The organism is Streptomyces sp. ISL-10 (genome assembly GCF_018614575.1).
Taxonomy (GTDB): Bacteria; Actinomycetota; Actinomycetes; order Streptomycetales; family Streptomycetaceae; genus Streptomyces.
This window is the reverse complement of the sequence record NZ_JAGGOJ010000002.1, coordinates 183,918-198,333: the sequence shown is the minus strand read 5'-3', so window position 1 is coordinate 198,333 and position 14,416 is coordinate 183,918. Positions and strand designations below refer to the sequence as shown.

Below are 14,416 nucleotides of genomic sequence, written 5' to 3'. Positions count from 1 at the left end.
CCGCAGATCGTGCTCGACAAGGATGGTTACGCCACCGCCATCGACGCCTCCTCGAAGTCCCTGGCCGCACCGGTCGGCCAGCTCCGCTCGGCGGTGACCGACAACTTCGCCACTGGAGGCGAGCTGACCGGGAAGAAGGTCTTCACTTCGAACCAGACCTCCCAGCGGCAGATCAAGGTGCACGACGAGACGACCCGGAAGTTCGGCCCGCGCGGCACCACCCGCTTCACTGCCGCCGACCCGCAGTTCACCGATGCGTCCGCGCTGAAGACCACCACGGGCGCGCTTGTCGTCTTCTCCCACACGCACACCCAGCACGACGCCGTCGCCGCACCGGGTCTGCGGATCATTCCGGAGAAGGAGGACCGCGCCTGGCTCGGCACCAGCCCCAGCCCCGCCTTCACCTACACGTTCACCTGCTCGGACATCGCCGCCGTCCCGAGCGTGCCTGAGGCGTCCAGCCTCCTCGGCTACAGCTGCCGCCGCACCGACGCCAAGGCCGCCGGCCCCAGCGCCTCTGTCTAGAAGGACCCGTGGCCGAACCTCCCGCCGCCGGGCCAGGCACCGGCCTCGACAGAACTGCCCCGACCCCGCCGCGCGTCCCGCCCGCCGGCCCAGCACCCACCCAGTCATCCTGAAACGCCCTGGAGGCCCCTCCTGTCGACCGGTTCCTTCATCGCTCGCCCCACCGAGACCGGCTACACCGGCATATACGTCCATCTCGACGGCCAGCCGAGCGAGAAACTGCCCATCCTCCTCACTGCCCACCGGTACCGGTTCGGCCGTGACGTCAAAGCTATGGCGCAGCATCTCGTGGATGGCGTCGCCGTGGGATGGGACGAGCTGGGCACTGATCTCCTGGACGGTGCCCCGCCCGAGATCCTCTCGTCGCTGACCGGCGGTGAACAGTGGGCCAGCAGCACCCTGGACCACCTGGTCACGCCCGACGGCTCCCCGCCGGTCCGCATGACGGTCACCGAGAAGACCGCCGCCGATCTGGACGTGCAGTGGGGGTACATCCTTCGCCCCCACGGGATCGAAGTGATCAGCGTGCTGCACGCCACCGCCGGTCCTCTCGTCGCGTGGGGCACCGACCCCCGCGCCCGGTTCAGCAACCACCCGGCGCACTGGTCTGCCCCCGCCTCGGCCGCCGCGCCACCGGCCCGTCCCGCCCCCACCTCGCCTTCGGTTGGTCCCCGCACCGTTGCCCGCCGCTGACCCTTCCCGCCCGCGCTTCCCGGAGATGTCCCTGCCCACGCCCCCGATCACAATCGTCATCGCCAGCCGCCTGCGTGAGGACCGCCTCGATTACCTGACCGCCATGCACGCCAGCCTCACCCGGCAGTCCGTGCCGTGGGAGGCAGTGATCGCCCTCGACGGCGCCGACCCGAGCCGCCTGCCCGCCCCTCTCGCGGCGGACCCGCACATCCGTACCCTCACGCTGCCCCGCCCCGTCGGCGCCGCCTGCGCCCGCAACCTCGCCCTCACCCAGGTCCGCACCAAGTACGTGAACTGGGCAGACGATGACGACGAGTTCACCGACGACGCCATGACGGCACGGCTGTCCGCCCTCGAATCCACAGGGGTGGGCTGGTGCGCCGGCTGGAGTGAGGACCTGCACCCCGACGGCTCGACCACCCTCTGGCGCTGCCCGACGCCGCCAGGCCGACACGGGGCCGGCGACGTCATGAACTACTGGGCACGGCCGCAGGACACGATCCCGATCGGGCCGACCACGATCCTCGCCCGCACCGATCTCGTACGAGCAGCCCCAATGGGCGGCCTCGTCCAGGGCGAGGACTATATGGCGGCCGTCGGCATCACGGTCCTCGCCCCGGGAATCCTGCTGCGCCTGCCGGTCTACCGATACCGCAAGCACCCGGGGCAGATGACGCAGCAGGCGTCGTACGACCAGCTTGAGGCGGCGGCCCGCGAGCACGCGCACGGCTACGGACTCAGCCTGCGGGCCGCTCTTCGTACCCGCGAGGCTCTCGCCCGTGGCTGACGCGCACATCGTCCTCGCCTACCGGTCGGCGACGGCCTGGGCCGCGCGTTCCTGCGCCAAGCCCGCGTGAGCGCACCGCACCGGCGCCCGGCTCTCGCCGTGTCCGCACCCCTGCGTCCCCTGCCTGCGGCCCGTCCGGCACCCCGCCGCTGACCTGCTCCACCACCGACCACGTGAGGAGATGCCCACCCTGTTGGAACCCGGCACCCACTTTGTCTTCGGCACTCACAAGGAACACGGCTTCGTCGCCTCCTTCACCTCCTCCATGCCCTCGCACCTCGCCCAATGGTTTCTGCTGCGCGAAGAGTTCGAACCGGTCGCCGGCCAACCCGGGCTGTTCAGGCTCAGCGAACCGGAACGGGACGGCCCTCGCCGCACTCGACAGGCCGTCCACGACCTGCGCCGCCAGGGTTACGCCGTACACGCCGACGTCGTTCTCGACCCCGCCACTTCGGCCAGCCCGCCACCTCCCGTGCGGCCGAACGGGCTCCTGGAACGCCGCAGCCGTCTCGCACAGGCCGCCGCCGGCCGTACGACGCAGCGCGGCACGGCACCCACCACCTCGCCGCCGTCGGCCCGGCCGATCCCGCCGAAGCCCACCTACGCGCCGACCGTCCACCTGACGGCGTCGGGTGGCAGGCGATCCCGATGACACCCGGAAGCGACCCGGCCCCCGAAAGCCCGCTGCCCGTGGCACGCGACCTCGGAACCCGAGCACGCGACTTCCGTCTCCGGATGTCCGTCATCGCCCGCGAGACCGAGATCGCGCTCGACATGACCCGCGACCGCTACGGCCGCACCGTTCACGAAGGCGCCGCGGCAGCCTCACGAGCCCACCGCGACAAGGCCGCCGTGGAGGCGTACGCCACGCACCTCGCCCCGTACGCCGATGCACTGCTCGATGCCGCTCACCGAGCGCTCGACGAGCTTCCGCCCGCCCGGCACATCACTGGGTGGCGGACCGTGCTGGACGGCCTCGCCGTCTCCGCCGCCGAGATCCGGCGGGCGCTCGACCGGCCCGCCGCCCCCGGTTCCGCCGTACGCACGCAGCATGCGGCCTTGTGGCCCTACCTCGCTGCTTGGGCGGACCACGGCTTCATTGCCAGCAACCTCGCCGACCAGCACCAGCACTACAAGGTCCCGCTGGCCGACGAAGAACAGCAGGCGTGGACCGAGCGGGCCCAGGCCGCGCAGCGGCGAGGCGAGCTAGAGCTGACCGAGTCCTGGTACGCCGCTGACGGGCAGCCCATCACCCTCGCCCATCTGATCGAGGACGACGACTCGACGGTGGTCGCCCTCAGAGGTGACCCGGACGCCTCCGGCTGGCAGGTGATCGGACACTTCGCCCACGAATACGAGGCCGGACAGGTGCTTCCCGCCCCCGTCCCACCCGGCGTACTTGGCGCGGACGTCTCTGTGTTCAACCGGCCCGTGCCCGCCCCCGAGATATCGCTGCAGGAACTCATCCGGGACGTCATCGAGGCCCAGCACGCCGGTGACGCGTCCAACGCGCTCCTCGGTGCCACCCAACGCGGCTACCACGCGGGCCCGATGGTCCGCCTTCAGGAACTCCTGGAGACCGCGGGCCAGTTCGCCAGCGCCCTGGAGACCGTACAGGGCCGGCAGATCGCCGCCCGGCTCACCGCACTCAGCCGACAGATCGACTTCCTCATCCGCGAAGTGCATGACGCGGCCGAGGACCTCGGGGCGACCGTCGCCGTTCTACCGCCGCACCGCACCCCCGTCCTACGGGTCCGCCCGCGCCCCGCCGTGGACACCACACCACCCACGCCGCCAGCGCGCACCACCACCGCCCGCCACCGCTAGGCACCGCTCCCCCGAGAGAAAGCACCCGTTGTCCCTGACCGCACCCCCGGCCCCGGCACCGCGCATCACCTATGGCGCGGTGCTGGGCAGCCCGTACGTCGCCCGCCTTCTCGGCGGCACCCTCACCGGCCGCCTCCCCAACGGCATGGCACCCGTCGCCATCCTCCTGTGGGCCACCGCGACCGGAGGCAGCATCGCTTTCGGCGGACTGCTCAGCGCCCTGTACGGGCTGTCCTCCGCACTGTCCCAGCCGGTCAAGGGGCGCCTGATGGACCGCCGCGGACAGACCGCCGTGCACCTTCCCGCCGCCGTACTCAACTCCGCACTGCTGGTGGCCCTGCCTGTGGTCGGAACCCAAGTAAGTCCGGCGCTCGCCACGGCGGTGGTCGTCGCAGCCGGCCTGACCACGCCGCCCCTGGAGGCCGGGCTGCGGGCGCTGTGGCCGAGTGTGCTGCCCAATCGCCGACTGCGGCACGCCGCGCTCGCCCTCGACACCGGCACGCAGGGCCTGCTGTACATCGTCGGCCCCCTGCTCGCCGCCGCGCTCGCCTCCGCGCACAGCCCGTCCCTCGCTCTCGCCGTCACCGCCGCCCTCGGTCTCGTCGGCACCGCCATCGTCGCGAGCGCACCGCCTTCCCGGCGCTGGCGTCCCGCGCAGCCGACGAGCACGGACGGCGGGCCAGGACGGCGGCTGACCAGCCCCGGCCTGGTGCTGCTCTTCGTCTCTCTCACCGGCATCGGGTTCGCGATCGGATCCATGAACGTGTGGTCGATCGCCATGGCCGAGCACCACGACGAGGACATGCTGTCCGGGATCCTGCCCGCCGCATTCTCGACCGGCAGCTTCCTGGGGGGCCTCGCCTACGGACGCCGCACCTGGACCAGCACCACCACCGACCGAATGATCACTGCCGGGGCCGCGTTCCTGGCCGGGTGGCTCCCACTTCTCGCCCTCCTGGGACCGTACGCGGCCGCCTGCGCGGTCATCGTGCCCGGCGCCTTCCTCACCGTCGTGGTCGCCTGCGCCTACGTCACCACCGACGCCCTCACCGCCGCGGCCCGCACGAGCGAGGCGTACGCGTGGCTGATCCTGTCCATCGGTGCCGGCCAGTCCGCCGGCACCGCCCTCGCCGGACGCCTCGCCGAGCACCCCTTCGCCAGCGCCGCGCTCCCCGCCGCCGGCGCCGCGTTCGCCCTCACCGTCCTGCTCGCCGCGCGCCCGCACCTCGGCCCGGCTGGACGTCTCTCCCGGGCCGGTCGACACCGCCGCCCACCCCGAGGCCGGCACGAGGCCGCCCAGAACAACCCCGCAAGCCTCTGACCTTCATACCCATTTGAGGAGATTCATCTATGGCTGTCCGTACGCAGTGGACTGTCGAGCACTCCTGCTCCCACGAGGTCGTCCATGACCTGTCCAACCGTCCCGCCGACAAGCGCGCCGGATTCGCCCGCTGGCTCGCCGGCCGGGACTGCACCGACTGCTGGAAGGCAGCTCGCGACGCCGACACGGAGTCCACGAAGGAGTGGCTCGCCGCCAAGCGCGCCGAAGAGCAGCAGGCTGCCGTCGAATGGGCGGAAAAGTTCGACATGCCGCAACTGGAGGGCCCGGAGAAGGCCCTGGCCTGGGGCGAGCGGTCCCGCCACCAGCTCATGACCTCCGCTCACACCGCACTGGTCGTCGAGGGGTCTTGGGACGAGGCGGACTGGGCGGAGCTGGAGGAGAAGGCCCGCTCCATCACCCGCGCCGGATGGTGGATCGACCAGCGTGATGCGGAGGGCACCGACCTGCTCGAACTCCTCGACGCCGCCGGCGGGAACGACCGCGGGACGGAGAACCCGTTCCGATGACCAGCCGTCAGTGCACGGCCGGGGTCGTGCGTCAGACAGGCCCCCTTCGTAGGGGGGGCCACCGTCACGCTGTCTCGTCCTCCGGGATCGGTTCCATCACCTGCCCCAGGCGGGTTCGTACGACCCTCATGCGCGGTGGCGGGGGCGGCTTCGGCCAGCCCTCCTCGCGGGCCTTCTCCACGCGGGTCGAAACCCAGGCACGCCAGAGATAGACCGGATCGTTCTTCCCGAGGAACCAATAACGGTCAAAGAACCAGTCGCGGCGCTCCTTGTCGTCCAGCTCCGACTTGACGCCCTCAACGCGCGCCGTGACCTCATCGAATGCGCGCTCGATCCTTTCCCGCATCCACCAGAGGCCCTTGTCCCCGTGCGGCCACGTACTGGCTTCCGCGCCGTAGCGCTGATACGTCAGCTGAGCAACCCACGCCAGCAACCCCGTGTCGCTCTTGCCCTGATTGCACGGCCCACAGGCCGGGACCATGTTGACCCAGTGGTCCCACCCGGCATGCGTTACCGGGACGACGTGATCGATCTCCGCTGACTCGGCAGCGTCGCAGTAGACGCAACGCCCCATGTTGGTGAACAGCACCATCAGCCTGATCCACATGTCCTGCTTCTTCCGGCCCAAGGCACCCCCCGTGTTCGGGAGGAACTTAGCGGGCAGCACTGACAACGTGCGGCAGCCTGGTACAAGGTCAATCGCGTCAGCGAATTGCGGACGCCGCCTCTCGTACCAACGGTTCGTCAGATGCGGTCAGTTGCGCTGCCGATCCGGTTGATCGCGGCGCAACATAGCCGACGATCGCCGGTTAGCCAAACCGGCGATCCTCCGGACCATTGTTCCTCCCACCGCCACCCGCCTCGCGTGGAAAGGAACCGCATGTCCCAGCCCCCGCCCACACCGGTGTTCGCTCCGACGCCCGACCCGCTCACCCCGGATCGGGACATCACGCACCAGCACTTCCAGGCCGGCGACACGGTCGTCGTCCTGAAGGGGGTCGCCGGCGGAGAACTGTGGGGTGACGCCATGCGCGTGGTCGCCCCGTCCTGGCACACCCCGACCGACGTGGACGGATGGCGGCTGCGCGATGCGACCGGCGGCGCGCAGTCGTACATCACCGCCCACCCTCGCTACCTAGTGCACCTCTCGCGTCGCTGCCCGGACTGCCTGATCCATCTCCGGGCCATGGAAGATGCCCTTCTGCCGAAGTACACCGACGACAACGCCCTGATCGACTGCGGTTGGTACACCACCACCGCCCTCAACCAGTTGGTGCACATAGCCGACGCCCGGAGCAGCCGGTGATTCCCCGTCTCCACGAGCGGACCCACACGCCGAACGACGTGCTCACCGAGGCGCTGGGACGTCCGGTGTCGCCGGACGAGGGGCTGACCGAGCACACCGTCGTCGCCCACTGGCCGGGCCTCGACTACTACACCTTGGACGACGAGCAGAAGATCTGGACGTCCCTCCAGTGGGCTGAGCACCTCGAAGGCCCGCTCATGGAGCACCCGTTCGCCGCCAGCGCGAACGGCGACCGGCGCGCGATCTTCCACCTCGACGTCCGGCTCCACCCCGACGACCGTGAGCTGACCGGCCCCGAATGGGCCGAAGCCGCCCACCGGCTGGCCCGCGCCGCAGGCATCGAAGTCCCCGGCGAGCCGAACGACTGCCGGTGGATCGCCGTCCAGGCCCAGCCCGGACGCCTCGACCTGATCGCCAACCTGATCCGCCTCGACGGCTCCTGGCACACGCAACCTGCCGAGGTCCTGCGACGCCTCTCGGCCGAGTCCCGCCGCATCGAGCAGGACCTGCGCCTGATGCCCGTACGAAGCACTCCAAGGCCGCCAGCCCTCGCCCGGCCCGCCTCCACAGCATCAGCCCAGCTCGCGGCCATCCTCTCGCAGCTCGCCGACGAGCAGACCGGCCCGTTGGCCACAGTGCGCGGACTCGTCGAACACACCGCCCACCGCATCGCCCACCAGCCCGATGCCGCCACGGCGCACTGCCTGGAGCTGATCGCCCGCCGCCTCTACGGCATCCAGCAGGACCTCGACACCACCGCGACCCACCTGAACGCACCCACCCGGCCACGCACAGCCTTCCCGGCACTGCCCACCATCACGGCAGCCGCACGGCGATCACCGTAGGAGAAACGTCTCTTTGCCCCTGGGCGACCGATTCCTGACCGTCCGCCGCGACCCGCACTCCGAGGAGGTCCTCGCCCGCGGCGGAGACCCCGAGGCCCACAGCGTCCTGCAGCGTACGGGCTTCGTCCCGGTGGTCCGCGTCCACGAGACCTACCACCGCGCCCCCACCAACCTCATCGAGGGCGACGACACCCGCCTCGGGATCGAAGCCGTCGCCCGGCTTCGGGCCGTCGGATACCACGTCGACTGCGACGAGGACTTCGACACCGACCGCCGACCGGTCCACGATCTGCCGCTGGGCGCCACCGTCGCCCATCTCGCCCAGCGCATCCGCGAAGCCACCACCACCTGGGATGCGGCCGGCGCACTCACCGAACTGACCGCCTCCCACGACGGCATCCTCGCCGCCCTCGAAGAAGTCCTCATCGCCACCGCCGAGTTCCACGACGGCCTTGGCGACGCGGCCGACCCGCACATCGCCCGCCGTCTGCGCTACCTCGCCGACGAGCGTCTCCAAGCCATCCGTAGCGACCTCTCCGACACCCGTAACGCCCTCGCCGACCGGCACGTCCCGCACCCCAGCCGCAGCATCTGCGCCGAAGAGGTCCCCGCCACTGAGCGCGATCGCTCCGCCGTCTGCGCCTGCCCGCCACCACCGCGCACCGCGCCGGCCCCGCCACCACCTCCCGTGGCTGCCGGCCTGCGCCGCTGACCCCACCTCGCCCAAGGACACCATGCACGATCACGCCAACTCCGAGCGCCTCGCCTCGTACGCCGACGTCCTCGCCGGCGAACTCCCGGGCACCTGGACGAGCTCCTACCACCCTCCCGAGCACAAGGACGACCTCGCCGAACTGTCCGACCGCATCTGGGACCTGGACCTCGTCGCCGCGTCACTCCCTGAGCACCCACTCCAGCAGGCAGCCGTCCTGAGCCGCCCGGACGGAGCCCAGCTCGTCGTCCTGGAACGGCACGACGAACGCGACGGATTCCTCATTGCCGCCGTCGCCCCGCGCGCACTGCCCGACGAGGCGTACCGCCCCGTACCCGAGCCCAACGGCATCGCGCTCGCGGACGATCCGTTCCTGGGCGCCGAGCAGGTCGCCGGCGACCTGCTCGCCCGCTACGAAGCCGCGCTCGCCCAGGTCCGACACAACGCCCTCGGCGGCATCCAGCCGTCCCAGCCGGATCGGGTCGTCCTGACCTGGCAGCAGGACGGCAGCGTTGCCGCCGCGCCCGTCGGTGATGCAGCCGGCGCCGTCCTGGCTGCTCACGGCTTCATCCAGGATCCGCACACCGGTATCTACCGCCTCGGCGCAGACGACACCAGGGCCCAGGCCCGCGCCCTGCACGCGATCGGCCCACAGCTCGACGCGCTCGGCATCGGCACGGCGCTCCAGCACCCCGCAGCTCGGACCGCCCCCAGTGCCGTCCTGCCGCCGGCCCCGGCCGCCACACGAACGCCAGCCTCCAGGGCTCGATGAAGCCAGGGGAGCCCGACTTCCTGGTGCTGGAGTACGTCACCATCACCAAGGATTCACGCACCGGGCTGGTCGTCGCGATCGGCGGGACCGAGCGAGCGGCGGACATCCTCCAGCGAACCGGTGGCTTCCTTACCGCTCCCGGTCCGCGCGGGGAGTACCACCGTCTTCCCCACGGCCTCCCGATCGAGCAGCAGCGCCTGAAGGCCACCGCGGCATCGCACGCCCTGCTCTGCGGCGGTCACAGCGTCCATCTCGACCCCGCCCTGAACGCGCTGACCGCGCCGAATGGCGAACGCGACGCGGCTCTGCGCTACCTCGCCCAGCTCGCCGAGCGGGCCTCCCGCGCTGAGAGCAGCACCGAGGTCGCCGAGGTCCTGACCGAGATCGCCGGGCCGGCCAGCGGCCTGCTGCCGCTCACCCGGGACGTTGTGGTCAGGGCCTGGATCGCCTTGTCCCCTGCCCCGGACGCCGAGAGCGCAGGCCCCGACCCCGTCGCCGACCTCGGCAATACGGCCAACGCGCTGTCACGCGCCGCCCACCGGATCCTCGCCGCCCGCAATCACGCCGCGCGGGCTCCCGAGCGGTCGACAGCCACAACACCGCCGCCGAGCCCCGCGAGGCAGCCGTCCGCTCCCGCACCCCGACGCCGCTGAACTGGAGAACCGCCCATGGGCAATCGTGCCGATGATTACGGCACCGACGTCGAGATCTACGTCAAAGCGTTGACCACCACCATCCACGCCGCCACTCCCACCGGCGCCCCGGCCAAGCTCCACGACCTGCTGGAACAGCTCGGTATGGAACGCCACGAGTACCCCGTCGGCACCCCCCTGTACATCTGGCACACCGTGCCCGACCACTTCGGTGCCGAGGAGCAGAAGCACCTGGCGAGCCGGGCGATCCCGACGCTGCTGATGGCCGGATACAAGGTCAACATCGACCCCGACCTGCTCGACGAAACCGCCTACCAGCAGGCCGCGCGGGAAGTCCGCGCCAAGAAGCCGCGCCCCATCAGACAGCAGCCGCCACGGGCTGCCTCCGCCTCGCGCCCCACACCGTCCCGGCGTACCCCGTAACGCCCGTCGGGCGGCCCCGGCACCCTGCTCGGGCTGCCCGCCCCGCACCGACAGCCTTATCGGAGAACCCCGTAACACCCCGCAAGCCCCCGCCGATCAGCCACCGCCTCACACCCCGCCTCGCCACCGCCCTGTTCCGCCGCTACCTACGCGCCTGCATCACCACCAGCCCCCACCGCCCCTCCCCGCCGGCACCTGCCCGCCCCGAAGCCGTCCTCGGCGAAGCCCGGCGGACCGGCCACCGCCACCACCACTGATACCGACCCCCGTCCTGGAGGAGCATGCCCCACTCCAACCCGTACCCGGTGCGGCTGGCCGACGAGATCGCCCGCCAGCTCGGCCAGCTCGGCGACCACCTCGCGATACTCCCCCCGCATGAAGCAACGCAGGTCATCGCACGCGTTGTCGACCCTGCGGACGGCGTCCTCGCCGGCGTCACCCACCTCGTCTCCGTCAGCAGCATGTTCGCCAAGGTCCAGGCCGAGCGCGGCGCCCTGCCCGCCGAGGTGTGGCTCGCCCTGGGGCGGGCCACGAACGAGCTCGACGCCATCGGCGGGGACCTGGACGAGCACCGAGAGATCCTCCAGCACGCCGGCAACCGGCCCGACACCGCACCGGCGAAGCCGCCGGCCCCTGCTCCACTCGTCGTCCGGCGGCGCCGGTGAAGAGGAAGCAGTGGCAGGGCTGGGGGGCGGGCGAGCAGGCGCAGCAGCAGTACCTCGTCGAGCCCCGCGCCCTCGCCGGCGGCGGTGACCTCCGGCACGTCTCCGAGTTCCTGCGCGCTTCGGGTTGGCGGGACAAGTCCAAGGCCGGCGGTCCTCTCGCCATGGAAAGCCCGGACCGCGCGGTCCGTATCACCTACGACCCCTTCGTACTGCCCGGCGGGTGGACGATCCACGGTGCCGCGAGCGGCCACCAAGAGCAGTGGTGGGCAGTACTCGGGCGGCAAACGCCGGTGGAGATCGTCGCCGGTCTCACCGACGCCCTCACCCGGCCCCGCTCCGCGCACGCCCCCAACGTGTGGGCACCTTTGCGGGAGCACGGGTGGGACCATCCGTCCAACGCCGAGCACGTGACCGCGACCAGCCCCGACGGCAGCGCCTGGATGCAGTTCCACCAGGGCCCCGACGGCGAGGCGATGTGGTGGTCCGGGGCGAAGGACAAGCAAGGCAACGGCTGGACAGCCCAGTTCGCCCCCAGCACCCCGATGCACCTGGTGGAAGCCTTCTCGACCGCGCTCGCCAGCCCCGAACCCGTGATGCGCCCGCTGGGACGGGTTCCACAGAGCGCCCAGATCCGCACCGCGTCCGTGTCCGTGCTGCCCTCCGAGCTCAGCGCCTGGCAGCAGGCCCGGATCACTGCCGCCCGCGCCGCCACCTGGGCTCGCAACGCCGCCCGGAGCAGCCGGCCCCGCACCGCGGCCCGCCCCCACGCCAACGCTGGTGGCGCCCGCACCTACCACTGATCACCCACACCCCACGAACCGAGGAGCTTGATGCCCGCACTCACCCCTGACACGGTCCGCACGGCGACCGAGACCCTGTCCCTTCTTACCGACTACCTGCGTGAGAGCCCCGACCCCGAAGAGGCGCTCGCCCTCGTCGAGCCTCTGCTCGACGAGTACACGGGCCTGCCCGTCCAGCTCGCCGACACCTTGCGGGCCCTCGCCCGCGCCGTGCAGGACCATCCGGACACCCCGCGCACCCTCGAGGTCGGACTCCTGATCACGGACCTGCGCACCGCCGCATGGGAGCAGGCAGACCAGCACACCCTCCACTACGTCCTGGACGGCCTCCGGGGCCTGTACGGCAGCGCCGTCGCCACCGAGCCGGAGTGCGGCTAGTGCCGCTGAGCGAACGGCAGCTCGCCGCCTTCGCCGACAAGCACGCCTGGCGGATCCCGTTCGACACCAGCCCCCGCCACCTCGCCGGCCCCGGAGACGCCCGCCACGTCACCCATGGCCTGGCCGCCGCCGGATGGAGACCCACCTCCGACCCGCTCAGCGCCGACATCGTCCTGCGCAGCCCTGATCACCGTCACAGCCTGCAGTTCGACCCGCAGTCCGCCACCTCCGCGTGGTGGCGGCTGCGGGGCCGAGCCCACCGGCAGCGAGCCGGGCTGGTACGCCGAGTTCGGCGAACTCGTTCCCGCCGAGGTCCTCGCCGCCCTCACCGACGCCCTCGTCGCACCTGCACCCGCCGAGCCGGCCAACCCCCTGCCGGCGCTGGAAGCTGCTGGCTGGCTCATCGACGGCCGCGGGGCCGCCGTCTCCGATCCACCGGGGTGCAGGGTGGAGCGCCGGCCGGAGAAGGGTGACGGCACCGTGCCGTGGCGCGAACCAGACCGTACGTCCTGGCACATCGAGGTCCGGGACCAACCCGGACCCTCCGCTGCGGGCCCCCGGATCTGGCACGCCTGGTTCGACGGCAACACACCGGAGCACCTCGTGACCGCCTTCATCACCACGCTCGCTGACCGCGCCCCGCTCCAGCGCGGCATGTACGACCGCACCGCCCACGGCGCCGTGCAGAAGCCGAGCCCGCTCACCCCGGAGCAGGTCGTCGAGGCCCACGCCGCCCGACTCGCCGGCATCCGCAGGCAGGCCCGCGGCGTGCGGCGCCAGCCAGAGGCCGTGACGCCCCCGGCGAAGGAAAACGCCACCCGTTCCACCGCTCGCCGCTGATCCCGATAGGACACCCCACCATTCCCCTCGACCCCGCCGCCCATCGCGAGGTGCTGCGTCACCTCTCCGACTTCGTCGCTGATAGCAAGAAGATCCTCGACGCCTGGGACGCGTACTCCGACGAGCACACCGGCCTCGACGGCTGGCCGTACGACGACCACGCCTACGGACTCCGCCAGAGCCAGCGCGACGCCGAGACAGCCGCTGCGTTCGAAACCGTCCACGGCGGCGCCCGCCACCTGCTGGCCACCGCCGAGACGCAGCTCGCCCAACTCCCCTCCCACGCGGTACAGAGCCGCTGGGTATGGCAGCTGGGCGTCCTGCAGGATGCGCTCGACCGCCTGGATGTACTGCATGAGGAATGGCGGCAGACGCGCGACAGTCTCGCTGCCGACGCCTGCCCCGGAATCCCGGCGTACGACGACGCCCTCGCCGAGTACCACGCCGAAGCCTGGAGCTACCTCGACGACTGGGCCTCCCACGGCCAGGCCGTCCTCGACATCAACACAGCTGCCCGCCACGCCCCCTCGACCCTGGCCCCGCCACCGACCGCGACTGCGGTCCTCGCGTCCGGCCGGGCCAGCACGGTGCGGAGGTGACCATGCCGAAGCCTCCCGAGATCGTCGATGTCGCCTTCGTCGCCCGCGCCACTTGGCCGGAGGCGGAGATCCCTCCTGGGTCACCGTCCCCCTCCATCGGGCGTGCGGCTGGAGCTACGGCCACGACCCCCTGATGCCGCGCGTGATCCTCTCCAGCCCCGACCAGAGGGCCCTCCTCCGGCTCGAGCCCGACCCGGACGGCCAGTGGTGGACGTTCCACCACGCCCACCAGCCCGACCGGCCCGCCTGGTACGCGAGCTTCGGTGCCCGCACCCCGGTCGAACTCATCGCCGCATTCACCGACACCCTCACCAGTCCCGCCGCCGATCCTGCAGACGACTGGGACCCGCTGGAACCGCTCCGGACATCGGGCTGGTCACCGGCCTACAGCCACGACCGGCTCGCTTCGGCCGACGGCACGATCCGCGTCGAGGTCAACGAGACCACCGGCTGCTGGTGGGTCGGAGCCGCCCTCGATCGCACCGGCCCTCCTCTTTGGCAGGCCCGATTCGGCGAGCACACACCGCCCCACCTGATCACCGCGTTCACCACAGCACTGACCGACCCCAGCCCGGTGCTGCGTACGGCCACCGTCGTCACCTCCCCACCCGGGACCCGGATCTCATCACCGTCACGCGGCGGGAAGTCCCCGCCGCGCAGGTCGCCTCCGCCCTGGAAGAACGCGTCCACGCCCTCGCCGCCCGCCGCGCCAGCACGCCGGTGAATCCGAGTCCCCTTCGACG

At 71.6% G+C, this 14,416-nt stretch carries 20 protein-coding genes; 19 read left to right on the top strand and 1 reads right to left on the bottom strand.

What is annotated here, in order from left to right; genetic code table 11:
* The first annotated feature begins 9 nt into the window (after positions 1-9).
* From J7E88_RS00845 to J7E88_RS00815, 7 genes are all read left to right on the top strand, one after another.
* Positions 10-525, top strand: coding sequence for a hypothetical protein (locus J7E88_RS00845; protein WP_215176148.1), 516 nt, complete (start codon positions 10-12; stop codon positions 523-525).
* Positions 526-798: 273 nt separating this feature from the next.
* Positions 799-1,218 (top strand): hypothetical protein, encoded by a 420-nt coding sequence (locus J7E88_RS00840; RefSeq protein WP_308307214.1) that lies wholly within the window; start codon positions 799-801, stop codon positions 1,216-1,218.
* A 25-nt stretch (positions 1,219-1,243) separates the two neighbouring features.
* Entirely contained in the window at positions 1,244-2,005 is a 762-nt protein-coding gene (locus J7E88_RS00835; protein WP_215176146.1) for a glycosyltransferase, read from the top strand.
* A gap of 193 nt (positions 2,006-2,198) precedes the next feature.
* Positions 2,199-2,657 (top strand): hypothetical protein, encoded by a 459-nt coding sequence (locus J7E88_RS00830; protein ID WP_030958049.1) that lies wholly within the window; start codon positions 2,199-2,201, stop codon positions 2,655-2,657.
* On the top strand, positions 2,654-3,832 hold the full coding sequence (locus J7E88_RS00825) for a hypothetical protein (RefSeq protein WP_215176144.1): 1,179 nt from the start codon (positions 2,654-2,656) through the stop codon (positions 3,830-3,832). Before J7E88_RS00830 ends, J7E88_RS00825 begins: the two co-directional genes overlap by 4 nt.
* 28 nt (positions 3,833-3,860) lie before the next feature.
* Positions 3,861-5,153 carry an MFS transporter gene (locus J7E88_RS00820; protein ID WP_285427492.1) on the top strand — a complete coding sequence of 431 codons (1,293 nt, stop codon included), beginning with the start codon at positions 3,861-3,863 and terminating at the stop codon, positions 5,151-5,153.
* A 29-nt stretch (positions 5,154-5,182) separates the two neighbouring features.
* A complete protein-coding gene (locus J7E88_RS00815; protein WP_215176142.1) occupies positions 5,183-5,680 on the top strand; it encodes a hypothetical protein in 498 nt (165 codons plus the stop codon).
* A 64-nt stretch (positions 5,681-5,744) separates the two neighbouring features.
* On the opposite strand, the gene J7E88_RS00810 is transcribed toward J7E88_RS00815, so the two are convergent.
* Positions 5,745-6,287, bottom strand: a complete 543-nt coding sequence (locus tag J7E88_RS00810; protein WP_215176141.1) for an HNH endonuclease — start codon at positions 6,285-6,287, stop codon at positions 5,745-5,747.
* 273 nt (positions 6,288-6,560) lie between these two features.
* Here J7E88_RS00810 and J7E88_RS00805 point away from each other — a divergent pair, with 273 nt between their 5' ends.
* The 12 genes from J7E88_RS00805 (at position 6,561) to J7E88_RS00750 (ending at position 14,397) form a co-directional block, all read left to right on the top strand.
* Positions 6,561-6,986, top strand: a complete 426-nt coding sequence (locus J7E88_RS00805) for a hypothetical protein (RefSeq protein ID WP_030958056.1) — start codon at positions 6,561-6,563, stop codon at positions 6,984-6,986.
* Entirely contained in the window at positions 6,983-7,831 is an 849-nt protein-coding gene (locus J7E88_RS00800) for a relaxase/mobilization nuclease (protein ID WP_215176140.1), read from the top strand. The genes J7E88_RS00805 and J7E88_RS00800 overlap by 4 nt, the downstream gene beginning before the upstream one ends.
* Before the next feature lie 13 nt (positions 7,832-7,844).
* The gene (locus J7E88_RS00795) at positions 7,845-8,543 is read left to right on the top strand and encodes a hypothetical protein (RefSeq protein WP_215176139.1); all 699 of its coding nucleotides are present in this window, start codon (positions 7,845-7,847) and stop codon (positions 8,541-8,543) included.
* A gap of 22 nt (positions 8,544-8,565) precedes the next feature.
* Entirely contained in the window at positions 8,566-9,315 is a 750-nt protein-coding gene (locus J7E88_RS00790; protein WP_215176138.1) for a hypothetical protein, read from the top strand.
* On the top strand, positions 9,312-9,968 hold the full coding sequence (locus J7E88_RS00785) for a hypothetical protein (protein ID WP_215176137.1): 657 nt from the start codon (positions 9,312-9,314) through the stop codon (positions 9,966-9,968). The genes J7E88_RS00790 and J7E88_RS00785 overlap by 4 nt, the downstream gene beginning before the upstream one ends.
* A gap of 15 nt (positions 9,969-9,983) precedes the next feature.
* Complete coding sequence (locus J7E88_RS00780; RefSeq protein WP_215176136.1) at positions 9,984-10,391, top strand: hypothetical protein; 408 nt, start codon at positions 9,984-9,986, stop codon at positions 10,389-10,391.
* Positions 10,392-10,672: 281 nt separating this feature from the next.
* Entirely contained in the window at positions 10,673-11,056 is a 384-nt protein-coding gene (locus J7E88_RS00775; RefSeq protein ID WP_215176135.1) for a hypothetical protein, read from the top strand.
* Positions 11,053-11,856: a DUF317 domain-containing protein gene (locus tag J7E88_RS00770; protein WP_215176134.1), complete on the top strand. Its 804-nt coding sequence runs from the start codon at positions 11,053-11,055 to the stop codon at positions 11,854-11,856. Before J7E88_RS00775 ends, J7E88_RS00770 begins: the two co-directional genes overlap by 4 nt.
* Before the next feature lie 30 nt (positions 11,857-11,886).
* On the top strand, positions 11,887-12,234 hold the full coding sequence (locus J7E88_RS00765; RefSeq protein WP_215176133.1) for a hypothetical protein: 348 nt from the start codon (positions 11,887-11,889) through the stop codon (positions 12,232-12,234).
* Between the two features lie 114 nt (positions 12,235-12,348).
* Positions 12,349-13,074 (top strand): DUF317 domain-containing protein, encoded by a 726-nt coding sequence (locus J7E88_RS00760; protein ID WP_308307211.1) that lies wholly within the window; start codon positions 12,349-12,351, stop codon positions 13,072-13,074.
* Positions 13,075-13,124: 50 nt separating this feature from the next.
* Positions 13,125-13,673 carry a hypothetical protein gene (locus J7E88_RS00755; protein WP_308307210.1) on the top strand — a complete coding sequence of 183 codons (549 nt, stop codon included), beginning with the start codon at positions 13,125-13,127 and terminating at the stop codon, positions 13,671-13,673.
* Positions 13,674-13,806: 133 nt separating this feature from the next.
* On the top strand, positions 13,807-14,397 hold the full coding sequence (locus J7E88_RS00750) for a DUF317 domain-containing protein (protein WP_251021946.1): 591 nt from the start codon (positions 13,807-13,809) through the stop codon (positions 14,395-14,397).
* The last annotated feature ends 19 nt before the right edge of the window (positions 14,398-14,416 follow it).

What these genes read in the sequence shown, in the direction of transcription:
- J7E88_RS00790 (WP_215176138.1), top strand. Translation starts at nt 8,566, where the DNA reads ATGCACGATCACGCCAACTCCGAGCGCCTCGCCTCGTACGCCGACGTC.
- J7E88_RS00785 (WP_215176137.1), top strand. Translation starts at nt 9,312, where the DNA reads ATGAAGCCAGGGGAGCCCGACTTCCTGGTGCTGGAGTACGTCACCATC.
- J7E88_RS00815 (WP_215176142.1), top strand. Translation starts at nt 5,183, where the DNA reads ATGGCTGTCCGTACGCAGTGGACTGTCGAGCACTCCTGCTCCCACGAG.
- J7E88_RS00840 (WP_308307214.1), top strand. Translation starts at nt 799, where the DNA reads ATGGCGCAGCATCTCGTGGATGGCGTCGCCGTGGGATGGGACGAGCTG.
- J7E88_RS00780 (WP_215176136.1), top strand. Translation starts at nt 9,984, where the DNA reads ATGGGCAATCGTGCCGATGATTACGGCACCGACGTCGAGATCTACGTC.
- J7E88_RS00810 (WP_215176141.1), bottom strand. Translation starts at nt 6,287, where the DNA reads ATGTGGATCAGGCTGATGGTGCTGTTCACCAACATGGGGCGTTGCGTC.
- J7E88_RS00760 (WP_308307211.1), top strand. Translation starts at nt 12,349, where the DNA reads ATGGCCTGGCCGCCGCCGGATGGAGACCCACCTCCGACCCGCTCAGCG.
- J7E88_RS00825 (WP_215176144.1), top strand. Translation starts at nt 2,654, where the DNA reads ATGACACCCGGAAGCGACCCGGCCCCCGAAAGCCCGCTGCCCGTGGCA.
- J7E88_RS00835 (WP_215176146.1), top strand. Translation starts at nt 1,244, where the DNA reads ATGTCCCTGCCCACGCCCCCGATCACAATCGTCATCGCCAGCCGCCTG.
- J7E88_RS00750 (WP_251021946.1), top strand. Translation starts at nt 13,807, where the DNA reads ATGCCGCGCGTGATCCTCTCCAGCCCCGACCAGAGGGCCCTCCTCCGG.
- J7E88_RS00775 (WP_215176135.1), top strand. Translation starts at nt 10,673, where the DNA reads ATGCCCCACTCCAACCCGTACCCGGTGCGGCTGGCCGACGAGATCGCC.
- J7E88_RS00765 (WP_215176133.1), top strand. Translation starts at nt 11,887, where the DNA reads ATGCCCGCACTCACCCCTGACACGGTCCGCACGGCGACCGAGACCCTG.
- J7E88_RS00805 (WP_030958056.1), top strand. Translation starts at nt 6,561, where the DNA reads ATGTCCCAGCCCCCGCCCACACCGGTGTTCGCTCCGACGCCCGACCCG.